We start from the raw sequence: 17,569 nt of genomic DNA, 5'->3' as shown, positions 1-17,569 counted from the left end.
GATTTGCATCGCGACCGCCTTACCCTAGCGCAGGGTGAGGCCCTCAGTCCTCGATATGGCGCGCCTCGGAAATCAGCATGATCGGGACGCCATCGCGGATTGGGTAGGCGAGTTTTGCCTTTTCCGAGATCAGCTCAGCGTTTTCGCGGTCATAGGACAGACGCCCCTTGGTCAGCGGGCAGACGAGAAGATCGAGCAGCTTGGGTTCGACATTGCTGAGCTTCGTGTCCACGCCCCTCCCCTTTACTGCAAAGTGCTTCCGCCCTCGGCGCTGCCTTGGGCAAGGGCGATTTCCGTGATGGCAATCAACGTATCGGCACGCGATTTCAGATCCGGCGCTTCCAGCAGAGCCTGTTTTTCAGCGGGACCGAAAGGCGACATCATGGACAGTGAATTGACAAGCACGCGGTTGCCCGCCCGCTCCACGCTCTCCCAATCCGCCTCAAGCTGGTTGGCATCCAGGAAGGCACGAAAGACGCGCAGCAGGTTTTCGCGGTCTACGGCATCTTCATCATACTCTCCGGACAGATCGGAGATGAAAGGCGCATAACGGAAGGTGCGATAGGGGTTGCCGCTGGAAACTTCCTCCAGAACGCGGAAACGGCAGACGCCGCTCAGCGATACGATGTAGCGGCCATCGCCGGTTTCAGAGAAGGAGGTGATGCGACCGATACAGCCGACCTGGCTGAGCGGACCCGCACCCAAGGCGCCATCCGAACCCTGCAGGGCTGGCTGGATCATGCCGATAAGCCGATCGCCAGCAATTGCCGCATCGAACATGGCGAGGTAGCGCGGCTCGAAAATATTGAGAGGCAGCTGCCCTTCCGGCAAAAGCAGCACACCGGGCAGAGGGAAAACGGGCACCACGTCGGGCAGATCGGAGTCTTTCAGATATCTGGCATTTCCGACATGCATGGATCAATCCCTCTCTTATAGATACATCGCACCATGTTTACAGCGCGATACCGGCGCGTGAGCCTGTGCCATGGAAATGCCAGCACAGGTTTTACGCATCATCCTATAAATGTGGTCTGCGCCCATCAAGCGCAAGCCGATCCTCAAGAAAACAATATCGAAGACAGTTTCCGACGCGCCGTAACCGTTGCCGGGTCCTTGAAGCCCCAGCTTTCGAAGAACTCCACCAGCTGCTTGCGCGCGCCGTCGTCTTCATAAGCGCGGTCCTTGCGCATCACGGTCAGCAACTGATCGGCTGCATCGTCGCGTCGGCCCTGCGCGTTGAAAATCTTGGCAAGCTTCATACGCGCATCGTGATTGTCAGGGTTGGCTGCAAGCTCCCGCTCCAAAGCAGCCGGATCACCCAGGGCACGGGCCTCTTCATATTGCGCCAGCTTCCTGGCAACAGCCTGAACCGCCGCGTCCGCCAAAAGGTCTTCCGGCACCGAGGCCAGGAGATCGCTCGCACGCTGATATTCACCCAGCGCAATCATGCAGTCGGCAATGCCTGCGATACCGGCCGGATTTTCCGGGTCGACCTGCATGACGAAGCCGAAAAGCTGGGCGGCACCCTGATGATCGCCATCGGCGAGCAGCTGCTTTGCTTCCGCCAGAGCAGCCTCGATTTCCGCAGCCGGATCGTCGAGCGCAGGCCCGGCGATCTTGTCGATGAATTCCCGGATCTGGCTTTCCGGCACCGCACCCATGAAACCATCGACCGGGCGACCATCCTGAAAGGCGACGATGGCGGGAATGGACTGGATGCCCAGCTGGCCGGGAATGGACGGGTGGTCATCGATATTGAGCTTGACCAGCTTGACGCGGCCACCGGCTTCATTGACGACCTTTTCCAGAACGGGGGTCAACTGCTTGCAGGGCCCGCACCATGGCGCCCAGAAATCCACCAGCACGGGCTGGCGGCGGGATTCTTCCATGACGTCCTTTGAGAAGGCCGCCGTGGTCGTATCCTTGATGTGGGACGCCTCGGCACTCGCGGGCGCGGGCGTGGGCGAAGACGCTGGCGCGCCGCCGCCATATTGCACGGAGCCGGTCATGTGTCCGCCCATGGACGTTCCGTAGGGGTTGTTGGTTCCGCTCATTCAAGGTCTCCGTTCACTGCGCAGGATCTCGCCACTCACTGGCGCAAAGATCGTACTTTACTCGGTTACTTTCAAGACGAGCGGCGCATGACCCGTCGCTTCCAGAAAGCGAATGAGATCATCCCGGCCAATCGTCGTGGTTGCGTCGTTGGAGAGCGGATGGCCGTTGATGAGGTCATGCTTCATCAACTCGCTGTCCAGCACGAAGGTTACCTGGTTTCCCGTATCGTTGATGGCGCCGAAGACGGTAACGGAGCCTGGAACGACACCCAGATATTCCATCATCTTTTCCGGCCTGCCGAAAGACACTCTGCTCGATGCATCGATCACCTTATGCACCGTCTTCAGATCCACCGTTGCATTTTCCTCGACGGTGAGGACGAAATATCTGTCCTTCTTGTCCTTTACGAAAAGGTTCTTGGTGTGGCCGCCGGGAATACGGTCTCTCAGTGATTCCGACTCTGCGACGGTAAAGACGGGCTCGTGCTCATAGGTCTTATGGGCAATGCCGAGCCCATCCAGCAAAGCAAAAAGGTCCTGTGCTGTCTTGGTGGATTGCTCGCTCATATCGGCTTTCTCGCATCAATGGATTCGTCACTCTGTGCCATTGTCATTAGGCCCTCAAAAGCCCTTTTGCAATGCGGCTTGAGATTTCTTCATCAAAAAAATCAAATGATTTCCGTTACTTGTCCTGTTTTTTGATTTTTTCTGCACCTTTTTGTCATTTCCCTGTTGCATTTAAAAAGCGGTTGAGCGATATAGCCCTCGTCGCCGCAACGCAGCGACCCGCGGTTCAGCGAACTACCCCGAACCAGCGGATTATGAGCGGGTGTAGCTCAGGGGTAGAGCACAACCTTGCCAAGGTTGGGGTCGAGGGTTCAAATCCCTTCGCCCGCTCCAATTTTCCTCAGATGAGAAAAATTGTCTCCTTGGCCCGAGTATCGGGCCACAATTTCCAGACTATTTGCTCAGCGCTTGAGCTTGCTCCGAGTAATTGGGCAAACTTGTCTCGGCAAAATTATTCCAGCCTTTCTGCTTCGGTTTTGTATGCCTGCCTGGGTTTTCTGGGAGCGCTGCCAGAGCTGCGACCGCACGATGAGCACGGTCGCGAGTGATGTTATCAGCTGCCCAGACGCTGCTCTGCCAGCTTTACCCAATAGGACAGGCCGTAGGCGATGGCTTCATCGTTGAAGTCGTAGCCGGGATTGTGCAGGCCTGCGGTTTCGCCATTGCCAAGGAAGATGAAGGCGCCGGGGCGCTGGTTCAGCATGTAGGAAAAATCCTCGCCTGCCATGGAGGGATCGACGTCCGGATCGACATTCTTGTCTCCTGCGACTTCGCGGGCGATCCGAATGGCATGGTCGGTTTCGTCGGCATGGTTCACGGTGACGGGGCAGTATCGCTCATAGACCGCCTCGGCTTCTGCGCCATTGGCTGCGGCAATGCCTTCGGCGATCTGCTTGATTCGAGCCTCGGCCATATCGCGGACGGTTTCATCCAGCGTGCGGACCGTGCCGGCGATCAGGGCGTCATTGGGAATGATGTTGTGGCTGGAACCGGCCTGAAAACGGGTGACGGAAACGACGATGGAGCGGATGGGATCTGCGTTGCGCGAGGCGATAAGCTGCAGGTTGGTGACGATCTGCGCGCCGATGGAAATCGGGTCCACGGTGCGGTGCGGCTGGGCCGCGTGGCCGCCACGTCCTTTGACCACGATGGAGAACTTGTCCGGCGCAGCCATGATGCCGCCCTTGCGAATGGCAAACGAGCCAAGCGGAATGCCCGGCATATTGTGCATTCCATAGACTTCATCGATCTTGAAACGATCCATCAGGCCGTCTTCAACCATGGCAAGGGCACCTGCCCCGCCTTCTTCCGCGGGCTGGAAGATGACGGCCACGGAGCCCGCGAAATTGCGTGTTTCCGCCAGATGCTTCGCTGCACCCAGCAGCATCGCCATATGTCCATCATGGCCGCACGCGTGCATTTTGCCCGGCACTTTCGATGCCCATTCCTTGCCGGTTTCCTCGACAATGGGAAGCGCATCCATATCCGAGCGCAGACCGATGGTGCGGCCCTTGCCGTGCCTGCCGTGGATGACGCCGACGACGCCGGTGCGGCCAATGCCTGTCACGACCTCATCGACGCCGAAGGAGGAAAGCTTTTCTGCAACGAAGGCAGCCGTCTCATGCACATCATAAAGAAGTTCAGGGTTCTGATGGAGATGACGCCGCCACTCGCTGGCCTCTGCCTGCAATTCCGCAGCTCTATTCAATAAAGGCATTTATTTATTCCCGATGTTCCATTCCAGACCTAACAAAGCGCATCCCTGACCGGTAGATATTGCGCCGCATAATTGACGCAATCAATGGAGTTTGCCATTGCTAGGCCATATATGGTGAATATTGCAAATCCCGAAACAAGTTCGGGAATTCGAGGATACGTCTTGCAGGATAACTCCCCACGCCGCCGTGCCGCAGGGCGGTTTGTAAAAACCATTGCCGCGATCTCCGCCAGTGTTATGGCCATGACGTCCGTAGCACACGCCAACCCCAAGATGGTGGTTGATGTGCGCACCGGCAAGGTGATTTCGCACCAGGAAGCTTTTCGCAAGTGGTATCCTGCTTCGCTGACCAAGCTGATGACCGCCTATCTTGCCTTCAGCGCCATGAAATCCGGCAGGCTGAGCCCGACGACGGAAGTTGTCATGAGCAAGAAGGCAGCCGACCAGCCCGCCAGCAAGATGTATTTCAAGCCGGGCTCCAAGCTGACGCTGGACAGCGCGCTGAAGCTGCTGCTGATCAAATCCGCCAATGACGTTGCCGTGGCCATTGCCGAAACGGTTGGCGGCAGCACCGAAAATTTCGTGGCCCAGATGAATGCGCAGGCGGCCCGCCTCGGCATGTCTTCGACGCGCTTCATCAATCCCAACGGCCTGCCCGGCAAGGGACAATATACCACCGCACGCGATCTTGCCCTTTTGGCGCTCATCCTGAAACGGGAATTTCCCGAATATGCCGGATATTTCTCGCTGGAAGGTGTCAGCACCGGCAAGAAGAATTACGCCAACTACAACATGCTGGTGGGCCGCTTCGAGGGTGCTGACGGCATGAAGACCGGCTTTATCTGCGCCTCCGGCTTCAACCAGGTATCTTCGGCATCGCGCAACGGACGCCAGGTCATCACCGTGGTGCTGGGTGCAGACAGCCTTGCCGGACGCACCGACCAGTCTGCGGATCTTTTGCAGATGGGCCTGACCTCGCCCTCCGGCCAGGGCACGTCACTGGCATCGCTGGCTCCCTATGGCGACACCGAAGGCGTCAACGACATCAGCGCCGCCATCTGCAACCCCAAAGCCGCAAAGGTTCGCAGCGAAAGCCGCGACGAGGCGGGACGGATGATCATCAAGTCGCCCTTCGTGCAGGAAATGAGCCGTCCGCCGGTTTACTCCTATGCGGGTCTCATTCCAGGCAGCGAGACCGTTGCCATCAACACGGCTACCAGCCCGGCGACAGGTCCTGCTGCCAAGGGCAGCCCGGCCAATGTGCCTATCCCCATTCCACGCCCGGCATTTTAAGGCTGGCTGGCAGCGGCTCGCACCATCAGCGAGCCGCATTTGCTGCAGATGATGCTTTCTTGCAAGCCGATTGCTGATATAAGACCGCATCAAAATGTAATGTTCTAACACTACAGGTCGCCTCATGGCACTCGATCGTATTCCGGTTTCCATCATCACAGGTTTTCTCGGCGCGGGAAAATCCACGCTGCTCAACAGGCTGTTGAAAGACCCTGCCATGCAGGATGCCGCCATCATCATCAACGAGTTCGGCGATGTCAGCATCGACCATCTGCTGGTGGAACGGTCCGGTGACGGGATCATCGAGTTGGCGGAAGGGTGTCTGTGCTGCACGGTGCGGGGCGAACTCGTCGATACGCTGGCGGAACTGATGGACGGGATCCAGACGGGCAAGCTGAAACCGGTCAACCGCATCGTGATCGAAACCACCGGCCTTGCGGATCCGGCACCGGTTATGCAGTCCATCATCGGCAATCCCGTGATTGCGCAGAACTTCTCCCTCAACGGCATGGTGACCGTCGTGGATGCGGCCAATGGCGCGGCGACGCTGGATCGTCACCCGGAGGCGGTCAAGCAGGTGGCAGTTGCCGACCGGCTGGTATTGACGAAGCGCTCCCTGGCGGGAGAGGCACAGGTGGCTGCGCTGAAGGAAAGACTTTCCGCCCTAAACCCCCGCGCGCCTGTTGAGGATGGCGATGTCGAAGATTGGTCTGCGGTGGCGCTTCTGGAGAACGGACTTTACGACGCAGGCAACAAGCTTGGCGATGTCTCTCGCTGGCTGGGCGACGAAGCTGCGCATGACGATGGGCACCATCACGGCCATGATGAGCATGAGCATGGGCATGGGCATCACGACCATCATGGGCATCATCATCACCACCATCATCATGATGACGTGAACCGGCACAACGCCTCGATACGCTCTTTTTCCATCATTCACGACAAGCCGATCGACCCGATGGCGATCGACATGTTCATCGATCTGCTGCGCTCCGCCCATGGCGAGAAGCTTCTGCGCATGAAGGGTATTGTGCAGCTTTCCGACAATCCCGACCGGCCGCTGGTGCTGCATGGGGTTCAGTCGATCTTTCACCCGCCGCAGCGTCTTGCCGCATGGCCAGACCCGGCGGACCGACGCACGCGCATGGTGCTGATAACAGACGGTCTGCCGGAGGAGTTCGTCAAGGACCTGTTCGGGGCCTTTATCGGCTCCGTGCGCATCGACAAGCCCGACCGGCAAGCGGTGGTGGACAATCCGCTGGCGGTTCCGGGAATGCGTTTCTAAGGCCTCTGGCGTTCAGGCGAAATGTGTCAGTGTCCGCACATGATAAAAGCCCAGCACGGCAGCACCGACGAGGCCTGGCTCTACCGTGCACTGCGCCTTCACGACAAGAGGGCGTGAAAAGCGCCTGAGGATGCGGGATCTCACGGCGTGATCCAGCGCTTCGATCAGGGCCGGCGCATTGGACAGGCCGCCGCCCACAGGCACGATCGTAGCTCCGGTAACATTGACCACCAGCGCCAGCGGGCCAGACAGCATGTCGATATAGATATCGATGGTGCGGCTCGCACCGGCCTCACCGGCCTGCCATTTTTCGACAATCTCCTCGGCCAGCAATTGCTCTCCCGTCAGATGTCGGTGCAGCTTTTCCATGCCGCGCGCGCTGCAGATGGCATCGAGACAGCCTTCCAGTCCGCATCCGCAGGCAAAGCGTGGCAGGTCCACCGGCGGATTTCCCGCGCGGGTGGCGGCAACGGGGGCGTGGCCCCACTCCCCCGCAAAGCCGCCTGCGCTGTTGATGAGCTTGCCGTCGATAACCAGTGCGCCGCCGACACCCGTGCCGAGGATGACACTGAACACGACGCGATGACCACGGGCAGCGCCGACACCATATTCGGCCAGCGCGCAGCAATCCGCATCATTTGCGATGAGGACCGGCAGGCCAAGCGCGGCTTCCAGATCCGCTTTCAGCGGTCTTTGATGGGCGCAGGGAATATTGGCGATGAAGGATTTATCCGTATCTGGATCGATGATGCCGGTGATCGACAGCGCGACACAATCCGGGGCGCCGCCGATGCTGGCGATTTCGGACTTCAACACTGCAACGAAAGCATCGAAATCCTGCGTCGGTGTCTTGCGCCTTGGAAGGGGGCGAACGTCATCCAGCGCATGGGCGGCAGCACCCTTGATGGCGGTGCCGCCAATATCGAAGCAGACGATCAAAGCAAGGCTCCCTTCCAGATTCGGAGACCTTATGCCAGATAACGCTCCGTAAGTCTCGCCCACATGGCGGCACCGACGGTGAGACTCGCATCGGCGAAATCATATTTCGCACTGTGCAGGATCGCCGAATTCATGCCGTTTCCAAGCCGCAGGAAGCTGCCGGGCTTATGCTCCAGAAAACACGCGAAATCCTCGCTGCCGGGAATGAGGTGGCAGGTCGAGACATTGTCCGAGCCAATCAGCTCTTCTGCCACGGCGCGGGCGAACTCGGTTTCCTTTTCCGAGTTGACGACAACGGGGTAGCCGCGTTCGTAATCGATCTCGACGGAGGCTCCGAAGCCTTCGGCAACCGAATTGGTAAGCTTTGTAATTCGCTCCTGCAAAAGATCGCGAATGCCTGCATCAAACGAGCGAATGCTGATGGCAAGCTTGGCATATTCGGGAATGACGTTGACCGCCTCTCCCGCGTGGATGGTGCCGACGGTAACGACGGCGGTCTGGGTGGGATCGATGTTGCGGGCGACCACGGTCTGAAGGGCAACGACCAGATTGCAGGCGACGACAACGGGATCGATGGTCAGGTGCGGGCGCGATGCGTGACCACCCTTGCCCTTGACGGTGATTCTCGCCGTATCGGCCGAGGCCATCATCGGGCCGGACCGCAGGAGAAGCGCACCCTCCGGCGCGCCGGGATGGTTGTGCAGGCCGAAGATGGCGTCGATGGGAAAGCGTTCGAACAGGCCGTCATCGATCATTCTCTGAGCGCCGCTCGGACGCCCCGATTCTTCGGCTGGCTGGAAGATCAGCGTGACGGTGCCGTTGAAACGTCGCGTGCGGGCCAGATGCTGCGCGGCACCGAGAAGAACCGTGGTGTGTCCATCGTGACCGCAGGCGTGCATCTTGCCGGGCACCGTGCTGGCATAGTCAGCGCCGGTTTCTTCCAGAATGGGCAGCGCGTCCATATCCGCACGGATGCCGATGCTTTTCTTGCTTTCACCCACCGTCAGCCGAGCGACAACGCCGTGGCCGCCGACATTGCGGGTGACCTCGTAGCCCCAGCTTTCCAGCTTTTCCGCAACCATACGCGCGGTCTGCGCTTCTTCGAAAGACAGTTCCGGATGGGCGTGCAGGTAACGCCGCGTCTCTACAAGTTCGGCCTCCAGATCGGCAAGATCGGACACGCGTGTATAGGCATTGTCGAGCACTGTCATGGGAACTCCAGTCTGATGAAGCAGGCACGCGAAAAGAGCGCACCGCAATTTCGGTAACGGGCAATGCCCCGACGATGGCGGGGCATTGCTGCGATTGGATCAAAGGAAGCGAGACAGGAATGCCTGCGTGCGCGGATGCTGCGGATTGCCGATGACATCTTCCGGCTTGCCCATCTCCACGATATGGCCGCCATCCATGAAGACGACGCGATCCGCCGCTTCCTTGGCAAAGCCGATTTCGTGGGTAACGACGATCATGGTCAGACCCTGCCGGGCAAGATCGCGCATGGTCGCCAGCACTTCGCCGACAAGTTCCGGGTCGAGTGCCGATGTCGGCTCATCAAACAGCATCAGCTTGGGCTTGATGGCCAGCGCACGGGCAATGGCAACGCGCTGCTGCTGGCCGCCGGACAGTTGCCGCGGATAATTATCCGCCTTATCCGACAGGCCGACCTTTTGCAAAAGCTCCCGGGCATAGGCTATCGCCTGCGCCTTGCTTTCCCCGTGGACGCCGATGGGCGCCTCGATGATGTTCTGCAGGGCTGTCATATGCGGATAGAGATTGAATTGCTGGAAGACCATGCCGATATTGCGCCGTTGCGCGGCAATGGCATTTCCCGAAAGCTTTATCAGCTTGTCCTTCTTCAGCTGGTAACCGATCTGCTCACCATCCACCTCGATGGAGCCGCGATTGATGGATTCCAGATGGTTGATGCAGCGCAGGAAGGTGGATTTTCCCGAGCCGGAAGGACCCAGCACGACGACGACTTCGCCAGGAAAGACATCCAGATCGATGCCTTTCAGCACCTCAAGCTGATCGAACGCCTTGTGGACATTGCGCGCCCGAACCAGCGGCTGCTTGTCTTGAACGGGAGTGATCACGGCGCTGCCTCCTCATGCACGGTGGGCGCCTGAGCGGTGGCGGTGCGACGGTCGCCCCGGCCATAATAACGCTCGATGTAACCCTGCCCGATATTGAGAACCGAAGTGATGAGCAGATACCAAATGACCGCGACCATCAGCATCGGCACAATTTCGAAGGTGCGGTTATAGATGGACTGCACCGAATAGAGCAGATCGGCCATGGCGATGACGCTGACGAGCGAGGTCGCCTTGATCATGCTGAACAACTGGTTGCCGGTGGGCGGCACGATGGAGCGCATGGCCTGCGGAATGATGATGCGCCACAGAGCGCGTGCCTTGGTCATGCCGAAGGCTTCCGCCGTTTCCGACTGTCCACGATCAACCGACAGCAGACCACCGCGAATGATCTCGGCCATGTAGGCGGCTTCGTTGAGCGCAAGCCCGACGATGGCGGCTGTCATCGGCGTGATGACCGAATTCGTCTCCCAGCTGACAAGCGTGGGACCGAAGGGGATGGCGATGGAGATTTCCGGAAAGAGCGTGGAAAGATTGTACCAGAAGATGAGCTGGACCAGCAGCGGCGTTCCCCGGAAGAACCAGACGAACAGCCCGGAGAGCGAACTGGCCAGCACATCCTGCGACATGCGGGCAACGCCGAGCAACAGGCCCAGCGCCACGCCGATCAGCATCGCAACGACAGTCAGTCCAAGGCTGACGGACAATCCCTGCATGACGGTTGGATCGAAGAAATATTGGGCAACGACCGGCCATCCGAAGTTTTCGTTATTGGCGACGATCCAGGCGAAGTTGGCGGCAATCAGCAGCGTGATGAACCACAATGTGGCGCGGCCGGTCTGAAACGGGCGATGGGCATTGGCCACATCGCGCGGGTCCGCACCGCCTGAAGGCGATGCGGTCTCTGCGTTGGCGACACTCATTTCTTTTCAACTCCCACCAGATTGATACCCGGTGTCTTGATGGTGTTGTTTTCCAGGCCCCATTTTTTCATGATGACGTCATAGGTGCCGTTATCGATGAGAACCTTGACGGCATCCCGCAGGAGTTCGCCCAGCGGAGAGCCCTTTGGAACGACGGCACCCTGGAACAGATCGTCAAAGCCGTTCTTTTCGCCAATACCGGTCAACTCAAGCTGTCCATTGGCCTGGGAAACGAAATAGGTGAGCGGTGCCTGCGATGAGAAGAATGCGTCTGCGCGCTTGGAGCGGACCGCCAGAATGGAGCTTGGCTGGTCGGTGTAGGACTGAACCTCGACCGGCTTCTTGCCATCGGCAACACACTTTTCCACCTGCGCCTTGATCACCTTTTCGGCCGATCCGCCAGCCATGACGGCGATGCGGTTGCCGCAGGCCGTATCCAGCGAAACGATTCCCTTGGGGTTGCCCTTCTGGACGGCGAAGACGACGAATTCCTGCACCCAGTCAACGAAGTCGTTGGCTTCCTGACGTGTCTTGAAATCACCAACCGGACCGAAGGCAAACTGGTAGCGACCGGAATTGACGCCCGAAAGCAATGCGGGCAGACCGCCGACGGTGGCGTGCTCGATCCTGACGCCGAGAAGCTGTCCCAGAGCTTCGGTCAGATCGGCACTGGCGCCGGTCATTTCCGTTCCGGTGACGATTTCATAGGGAGGAAAGGAGCCGTTATTGACGGAGACCATGTTGCCTTCGGTGCGGATTTTCTCCGGCAGACGGGCGTTGAGTTCCTTGTTCATCTCCTGCTTCGGTATGGCGGCGTCCTGCGCCATTGCCGGTGCGGCCAGCATCAGGCCGAGAAGAGCGACGGATGTGATGAATTTCGATTGCATGGAATTCCCCTTTTTGTTCAACGCGAAATAATGTCGTGTCCGCAAGGCCGCGTCAGCGGCTGGCGGCCTGGCTTGGAAACAGATCGGCGGGAGACAGAAGCCGCGGCAGGATTTTCTGCTCATGCAGCTCCCTTGCAAAATCACCGATCATCTTTTCATTGGCCGCAAGCCCGTTCAGGTTCCACGAAGGAGAAAGATCGGCAGCGCAGCGGCGCAGCTCATCAATCATCCAGGGTGTCGTATCGGCGTATTTCTCTCTTTTTTCCAGCCACATGCTTTGCGATGCGTCCAGAAGATCGCTCAATTCATCCATGATCCACGGATGTTCGTGCACAACGCCCGCCTTGAAGCCGATGAGATGCATACCCGGCACGTAGCCGACATCGTTGAAGTAATCGACTTCGGCAGAGCGATAATCGTCCAGAACCTGTCGCAGCGCCGAATCCTTGTCGAAAAATCCTTTCGGCATGAAGGGGGTGAATACGGCATCCAGCCCGCCCTCCAGCAGAAGATCGACCATGGGTCGCTCTCCGGGCACCGCCTCGATGCGGCCTGGCCTGCCAAAACCGTCCAGCCGGTCGGTAATCGGGTGATCCTTCGTCAGGCGTCCGGCGTACCACATCGCGTCTTCAACACCGACACCTTCGCGGCGAAGGGCTGCGCGGGTCCATGTGTTGCCGGAATCCCGCCAGCCGGTAACGCCAATCTTCTTTCCTGCAAGGTCCGACAGCTGACGAACCAGGCTGTCCTTGGCAGTGATAATGCAGCGGTGCCGGAAGCCGCGCATGATGAAATTGGGCACACCAACGACCGTTTCATCCCCGTCATGCCGCATCTGCGCATAACGGCTGAAAGACATCTCTGCGGCGTCGAACACAGAATCCGTTCCAACATTGGAAATGAGGGTGCCGACGCGGTCTACGACGACCTTCAGGCGGGGCGAGGATACGTCTCCGAGAACGAGAGGGGTCATATAGTCCCAGTCACGGAGTGCGAGGCGAAGCGTTACGGTCATGCACATGCTCTCAAAAAAATCTCGATAAGAAAAAGTTAAATGTTCAAATTACAAACATCAAATGTTATTACGTTATTGAACATTTAAAAAGGTGAATTTATGGACGATCTCTACTCCGCCAAGTGGCTTGCTGAAAAAATAGGCGATCGGAGCATTCGCGGTATCGCACTGGAAACGAGTGCACTCATCCGCGCGGGCGTTCTGCCGGTGGGCACCCGCCTGCCCTCCATCCGCGATCTGGCCTATGAGCTGGAGATCAGCCCGGCGACGCTTTCAGAAGCATGGGCGGACCTGAGGCGTCACAAGGTGATTACCGGGCGGGGCAGGAATGGAACATGGGTGAGCGGCGACCGCTTTGTGGCCAAGCCGGAGCGATTTGCGAGTGCCGGCAATTACGGACCGAACGCGCTGGATCTGACCCTGGCCGTGCCGGACCCTTCACTCCTGCCACCCTTGGCACAGGCGCTGACCCACGCCGCAACGGTGGAAAAGCTCAATGATTACGAGCGGGTCCGGATCATCCCGGAGCTTCATGAGGCGGCGCTTGCGCGCTGGGCTTATGAGCCGGAGGCCTTTCTGGTGACCAATGGCGGCTACAATGCCGTCTATACAGCCATCCGCGCACTCGTTTCACCGGGCTCAGCGGTTGCCATCGAAAATCCGACAGCCATGCGACTGCTCGATATTCTCGAGGATTTTGGCGTCAAGATCATTCCTGTTCTGTGCGATGAGCACGGACCAACGCCGCAATCCCTTCACGCCGCCCTGCAGCAGCGCCCGACCGCCTTCCTGTTTCAGCCACGCCTGCATTCCGTTACGGGACAGACCGTCAGCCCTGACCGGCTGGCGGAACTGGGCGATATCCTCGCCGGCACCGAGACCCTCATTATCGAAGATGACGGGCTGGGCGATATTGCCGGTATTCCCACTCAATCTCTGGGTGGACGTTTCCCCGAAAGGACGATCCACATCGTTTCCTATTCAAAAACCCTGGGACCCGACTTGCGGCTGGCGGTGCTTTCCAGTTCTGCATCCATTGTCGAGCAGATCCAGTCCTACCGGGCCTTCAGCGCCGGATGGACCAGCCGCGTGTTGCAAAGCGCCACGGCATGGCTGCTGCGAGAGCCGCACAGTTTCGACATGGTGGCGAAGGCGCGCGCGATCTATCAGCAGCGGCGCGATGGGCTTGCCGAAGCGCTCAACTGTCGGGGTGTACCGGTTTCCGCCGGCAGCGGGCTTTGCCTGTGGTTGCCGGTTGCCTCCGAGGGTTTTGCTACTGTGACGCTGGCGGCGCGCAACATTGCCATCAATCCCGGACGAAAATTCTCGCTTTTGCCCGGCGATTATATTCGCGTGGCCACATCTATGCTTGGCGAAGACAAGTGGGACAGCGTTGCCGATGCGATTGCGCTGGCAAGCACAGTGTGAGGTAGCAGGGAACCAGCAGCGCCGCATGTAGTTCCCTGTTTCTGACGGACAGAAAAAGATCGGAACAGCGTGGACGTGTTGGGGACTGTTGAAGAAATCTGGCGATATCCTGTGAGCTCGCTGGGCGGCGAAAGGCTGATGTCGGTGGAGCTTGCGGAACATGGTATTGCGGGCGATAGAGGCTGGGGCATTGTCGATGTCGAAAACCGCCAGATCGCCGCTCCGGAAAAAGAGGCGCGTTGGCGCCCCGCACTCTTCCTCAATGCAAGAATGGCGGGTGATGTGCCGGAAATCGGCTTTCCCGATGGTGACTGGCTGTCCGTGCTTGGCAACAGCATCGGCGTGCGGCTATCGGAACATTTCGGCTTCGAGGTAGCGGCCTGGCCTTACGGACAGGCTGATGTGGGCCAGGAGCCAGACGCACATATCGCAACCAACCGCTATGAGCCCAGCCCACTGCACCTTTTGACAACAAATTCGCTGGAGCAGCTCTCGGCCCTTCTGGGCAACGAGAGCGTGGAGAGCAGACGGTTTCGCCCCAATATCGTTCTTCGTATGCCGAGCGGCGATGACTTCTGCGAGGCCACGTGGCCGGGACAGCGCCTTCGGCTTGGAGATGCGCTTGTTGCCGTGAGCGAAGAGACGAAACGCTGTGGAATGACGTTGATTCCACAGCCGGATTTACAGGAAAACGCCGACATCCTGCGGACCATCCTCAGAAAGAACCGAAGAAACTTCGGCGTCTATGGCTCAACCGAACGCTGCGCCATGATTTCGATAGGGGATGAAGCGGAGATCGTAGGGGCCTGATCAGGCCGCCGACAATTGCAGTTGCGCGTTCGTTTCCAGGATGGCCTTGGACACCACACTGCCAATATCGCGGGCGCTGGTGATGCCCTGAACGAAGGGCAGCTTATGCAGCAGGAAGGCAATGGAGCCGCAATAAAGCCTGTTGGTGAGATTGTCCTGAAAGATGGGGCGGAACTTCTCGTCCAGATCAACGCCGCCCGTGCGCACCAATGCACCTTCGCCATCCACCAGAGAGGGAACCGCGCTTGTTGTGGCCTTGCGCATGACGCCCTGCTGCTTCAGCGTCGGGAAGGGGATGTCACGCGCCGAGAGCGTGTGCTGGCCGGTCGCATCGATGAACGCATCGAAAGTGTAGGTGTTGCCCTGCGCCCGCACGACCGCTCCGCGCTCCACGCTTTCGTTGTCGATCTCGCTTTTGTTCCCAAGTGCCTGGATATCCAGCTTGCCTGCGCGGTAGAGCGCGAGCAGCCGCTGGATCGAAGCGTGCGGCACGGTGGCGTAATCATCCACGAAGACGGTCTTGAAATACTTATGGAAGCGCTCAAGATCCTTCTCGTCCAGATGCGGAATTGCCAGCGCGATCACCTCATGCATCCGCAAGATGGCATAGCGCCATTCCACCGTATATTTGGCCTTCTTGTTGGCTTCCGCTTCCGCCAGATTGCGCGCCGCCCACTGGAAAGGCGGTGTTGTTTCGCGGTCGTTGAAATAGGCCTTGGCAATGGTTTCGACCGTCAAGAATGAGAGGCCGATACGGGAGGCATATTCGGGGTCGCAGAACAGGAGCTCGGCCTTGAACAACTCGAACACCGCATCCAGCAGGTCGTGACGGCGTGTCGCGATGAGGGTTTCGATGGCCGCTTCCGTGCAGAATTGCAGGGGGCGATAGGGAATTTCGCAGTAGAAGTCGGCTTCTGGCAAGACGCCCTTTCGCGACATCATGGTCACGTGCAGACCGTCCGTTTCGGCCATTGGGTGATATTGCAGAACGCCCTGCTCATCCAGCAGGAAGGATCCATGTGCGGTCGCAACGGTAATGAGGGCGTCGATACCGCTGAGCGACGTGCCCAGAATACCGACCCTGCATGGCCCGATCTTTTTCAAGGCGGGAGCCGGCCATGGCGACATGTAGTAGCCCGGCTTGACCTCAGTCGTTTCCGGGAAATCGTGGCCCGTGGCCATCACCACGTGATCGAAGGCGAATTCTTCCGTCGAGCCATCAGGCGCGCTGACGCTCAGGCGTATATCCTTCTGACGCAGCTCGATATCGCGCACGCGATGCGACGCCCTCACGTCGATGCTGTGGCCATTGGCCTTGCCGATCTCGATCAACTGCGAAAACTGCGAGAAGAGAAACTCGCCCAGAACAACGCGAGGATAGAATTCACGGTCTGCAATCAGCGCACGCTCGATGCCGAACCGCTGCAGCTCCTCGTCCGGCTGGCGGCGAAGCCAGTCTGACAAAGTCTCGCAGACAGGTGGCAGTTCGATGCTGGCGATGTTGGACAGCATTGCCTGATCGTTGAGGTCCGGATGGTAGGGCGTGCCCTTGCCCGGATCGGCTTCGCTCTCGAAGATGGTGATCGAAAGCGGCTCAGCTTTGCCCACCAGCCCCTTCAACGTATATATTCCCGTAGGACCGGACCCGATGATAGCAATTTTCGATGACATGGATAGAATGAACCCCGTAAGAAACGCCCGATGGCGTTCTTAGAAACCACGAGGAGCCTTCGAAGTTCCCTTGCGACAGGAACAGCATTGGCGGAATATTAGCAATGCCACGGCATTCGCCGTTTCACATTTGAACCTAGCTCGCCGGAACACGTTTTTCGCCCATGGATTCATCGCACAGCAATCTTCTGACCTCGCTTCCCTCCGGCTACCGGGCCGTCATCATCGGCGCCAGTGGCGGCATCGGATCGGCACTCGTCGACCATCTGCGCAACGACGAGAATTGTGCAGATGTCATCGGCCTTTCGCGGCGGCACGACAGGCTGGATCTGACCGAGGAGCGCAGTATCGAAGCCGCGGCAAAGGGTCTTGGGGCTGAGCCGATCCAGCTTCTGATCTGCGCGACGGGTGTACTCGGCATCGACGGCCATTCGCCGGAAAAGGCCCTGCGTCAGGTCGAACCCGAGGCGATGCTGAAACAGTTCGCGATCAATGCCGTGGGGCCTGCCCTGATCGCCAAGCATTTCCTGCCGCTTCTCGACCGCAAGCAGCGCGCCATCGCCGCCTTCCTGTCGGCACGCGTCGGCTCAATCGGCGACAACAGACTTGGTGGATGGATGTCCTACCGGGCATCGAAGGCTGCGCTGAACCAGATCGTCCATACGACAGCCATCGAATATGCCAGAACCCACCCGCAGGCCGTGCTGAGTGCCATCCATCCAGGAACCGTGCGAACGAAACTTTCCGAACCTTTCGCCGGGGGGCACCGCACCGTGGCGCCGGACGAGGCGGCAGCATCGATCCTGACCGCACTCGATGGATTGACCGCCGAGGCGAGCGGAACCTTCATTGCCTATGATGGGAGTAGCATTCCCTGGTAGTGCGGAGTT

17 protein-coding genes and 1 tRNA gene are annotated in these 17,569 nt (G+C 58.9%); 6 read left to right on the top strand and 12 right to left on the bottom strand.

The genetic code is table 11. The features are described from left to right. Window positions 1–43: 43 nt before the first annotated feature. The 4 genes from ASF69_RS20615 to ASF69_RS20600 all read right to left on the bottom strand — a co-directional run bounded on the left by ASF69_RS20615 (window position 44) and on the right by ASF69_RS20600 (window position 2,621). Entirely contained in the window at window positions 44–232 is a 189-nt protein-coding gene (locus tag ASF69_RS20615; RefSeq protein WP_062590162.1) for a Trm112 family protein, read from the bottom strand. Window positions 233–243: 11 nt separating this feature from the next. Continuing rightward, window positions 244–915: an LON peptidase substrate-binding domain-containing protein gene (locus ASF69_RS20610; protein WP_062590161.1), complete on the bottom strand. Its 672-nt coding sequence runs from the start codon at window positions 913–915 to the stop codon at window positions 244–246. 143 nt (window positions 916–1,058) lie between these two features. Continuing rightward, window positions 1,059–2,054: a thioredoxin gene (gene trxA, locus ASF69_RS20605; protein ID WP_062590159.1), complete on the bottom strand. Its 996-nt coding sequence runs from the start codon at window positions 2,052–2,054 to the stop codon at window positions 1,059–1,061. Window positions 2,055–2,111: 57 nt separating this feature from the next. After that, complete coding sequence (locus ASF69_RS20600; protein ID WP_062590158.1) at window positions 2,112–2,621, bottom strand: prolyl-tRNA synthetase associated domain-containing protein; 510 nt, start codon at window positions 2,619–2,621, stop codon at window positions 2,112–2,114. Between the two features lie 258 nt (window positions 2,622–2,879). On the opposite strand from ASF69_RS20600, the gene ASF69_RS20595 reads away from it, so the two are divergent. Then, window positions 2,880–2,954, top strand: a tRNA-Gly gene (locus tag ASF69_RS20595). Between the two features lie 220 nt (window positions 2,955–3,174). Here ASF69_RS20595 and ASF69_RS20590 read toward each other — a convergent pair. Further along, a complete protein-coding gene (locus ASF69_RS20590; RefSeq protein WP_062590156.1) occupies window positions 3,175–4,338 on the bottom strand; it encodes a M20 aminoacylase family protein in 1,164 nt (387 codons plus the stop codon). 237 nt (window positions 4,339–4,575) lie between these two features. On the opposite strand from ASF69_RS20590, the gene ASF69_RS20585 reads away from it, so the two are divergent. Both ASF69_RS20585 and ASF69_RS20580 read left to right on the top strand, forming a co-directional pair. Next, on the top strand, window positions 4,576–5,631 hold the full coding sequence (locus ASF69_RS20585) for a D-alanyl-D-alanine carboxypeptidase family protein (RefSeq protein WP_244475540.1): 1,056 nt from the start codon (window positions 4,576–4,578) through the stop codon (window positions 5,629–5,631). Between the two features lie 124 nt (window positions 5,632–5,755). Beyond that, on the top strand, window positions 5,756–6,916 hold the full coding sequence (locus ASF69_RS20580; RefSeq protein WP_062590155.1) for a GTP-binding protein: 1,161 nt from the start codon (window positions 5,756–5,758) through the stop codon (window positions 6,914–6,916). 12 nt (window positions 6,917–6,928) lie between these two features. Here ASF69_RS20580 and ASF69_RS20575 read toward each other — a convergent pair whose 3' ends face one another. The 6 genes from ASF69_RS20575 to ASF69_RS20550 all read right to left on the bottom strand — a co-directional run bounded on the left by ASF69_RS20575 (window position 6,929) and on the right by ASF69_RS20550 (window position 12,770). Then, on the bottom strand, window positions 6,929–7,855 hold the full coding sequence (locus ASF69_RS20575) for an ROK family protein (protein ID WP_062590152.1): 927 nt from the start codon (window positions 7,853–7,855) through the stop codon (window positions 6,929–6,931). A 29-nt stretch (window positions 7,856–7,884) separates the two neighbouring features. After that, window positions 7,885–9,066: a M20 aminoacylase family protein gene (locus ASF69_RS20570; RefSeq protein WP_062590151.1), complete on the bottom strand. Its 1,182-nt coding sequence runs from the start codon at window positions 9,064–9,066 to the stop codon at window positions 7,885–7,887. 99 nt (window positions 9,067–9,165) lie between these two features. Then, window positions 9,166–9,945 carry an amino acid ABC transporter ATP-binding protein gene (locus ASF69_RS20565; RefSeq protein ID WP_062590209.1) on the bottom strand — a complete coding sequence of 260 codons (780 nt, stop codon included), beginning with the start codon at window positions 9,943–9,945 and terminating at the stop codon, window positions 9,166–9,168. Next, window positions 9,945–10,868, bottom strand: coding sequence for an amino acid ABC transporter permease (locus ASF69_RS20560; RefSeq protein ID WP_062590149.1), 924 nt, complete (start codon window positions 10,866–10,868; stop codon window positions 9,945–9,947). The genes ASF69_RS20565 and ASF69_RS20560 overlap by 1 nt, the downstream gene beginning before the upstream one ends. Continuing rightward, complete coding sequence (locus tag ASF69_RS20555) at window positions 10,865–11,755, bottom strand: ABC transporter substrate-binding protein (RefSeq protein ID WP_062590148.1); 891 nt, start codon at window positions 11,753–11,755, stop codon at window positions 10,865–10,867. The genes ASF69_RS20560 and ASF69_RS20555 overlap by 4 nt, the downstream gene beginning before the upstream one ends. 52 nt (window positions 11,756–11,807) lie before the next feature. Continuing rightward, window positions 11,808–12,770, bottom strand: coding sequence for a hypothetical protein (locus tag ASF69_RS20550; protein ID WP_062590146.1), 963 nt, complete (start codon window positions 12,768–12,770; stop codon window positions 11,808–11,810). A 99-nt stretch (window positions 12,771–12,869) separates the two neighbouring features. Between ASF69_RS20550 and ASF69_RS20545 the strand changes: the two genes are divergently transcribed. Then, the gene (locus ASF69_RS20545) at window positions 12,870–14,198 is read left to right on the top strand and encodes a PLP-dependent aminotransferase family protein (protein WP_062590144.1); all 1,329 of its coding nucleotides are present in this window, start codon (window positions 12,870–12,872) and stop codon (window positions 14,196–14,198) included. Window positions 14,199–14,267: 69 nt separating this feature from the next. After that, entirely contained in the window at window positions 14,268–15,008 is a 741-nt protein-coding gene (locus tag ASF69_RS20540; RefSeq protein ID WP_062590142.1) for an MOSC domain-containing protein, read from the top strand. Here the strand turns inward: ASF69_RS20540 and ASF69_RS20535 are convergent, their stop codons facing one another. After that, on the bottom strand, window positions 15,009–16,679 hold the full coding sequence (locus ASF69_RS20535; RefSeq protein WP_062590141.1) for an FAD/NAD(P)-binding protein: 1,671 nt from the start codon (window positions 16,677–16,679) through the stop codon (window positions 15,009–15,011). A 164-nt stretch (window positions 16,680–16,843) separates the two neighbouring features. Here ASF69_RS20535 and ASF69_RS20530 point away from each other — a divergent pair, with 164 nt between their 5' ends. Continuing rightward, window positions 16,844–17,560 carry an SDR family NAD(P)-dependent oxidoreductase gene (locus ASF69_RS20530; protein ID WP_062590139.1) on the top strand — a complete coding sequence of 239 codons (717 nt, stop codon included), beginning with the start codon at window positions 16,844–16,846 and terminating at the stop codon, window positions 17,558–17,560. Window positions 17,561–17,569 lie beyond the last annotated feature (9 nt).

It is taken from the genome of Rhizobium sp. Leaf311 (genome assembly GCF_001423445.1).
Taxonomy (GTDB): domain Bacteria; phylum Pseudomonadota; class Alphaproteobacteria; order Rhizobiales; family Rhizobiaceae; genus Agrobacterium.
This window is presented reverse-complemented; position numbering and strand designations above follow the sequence as displayed.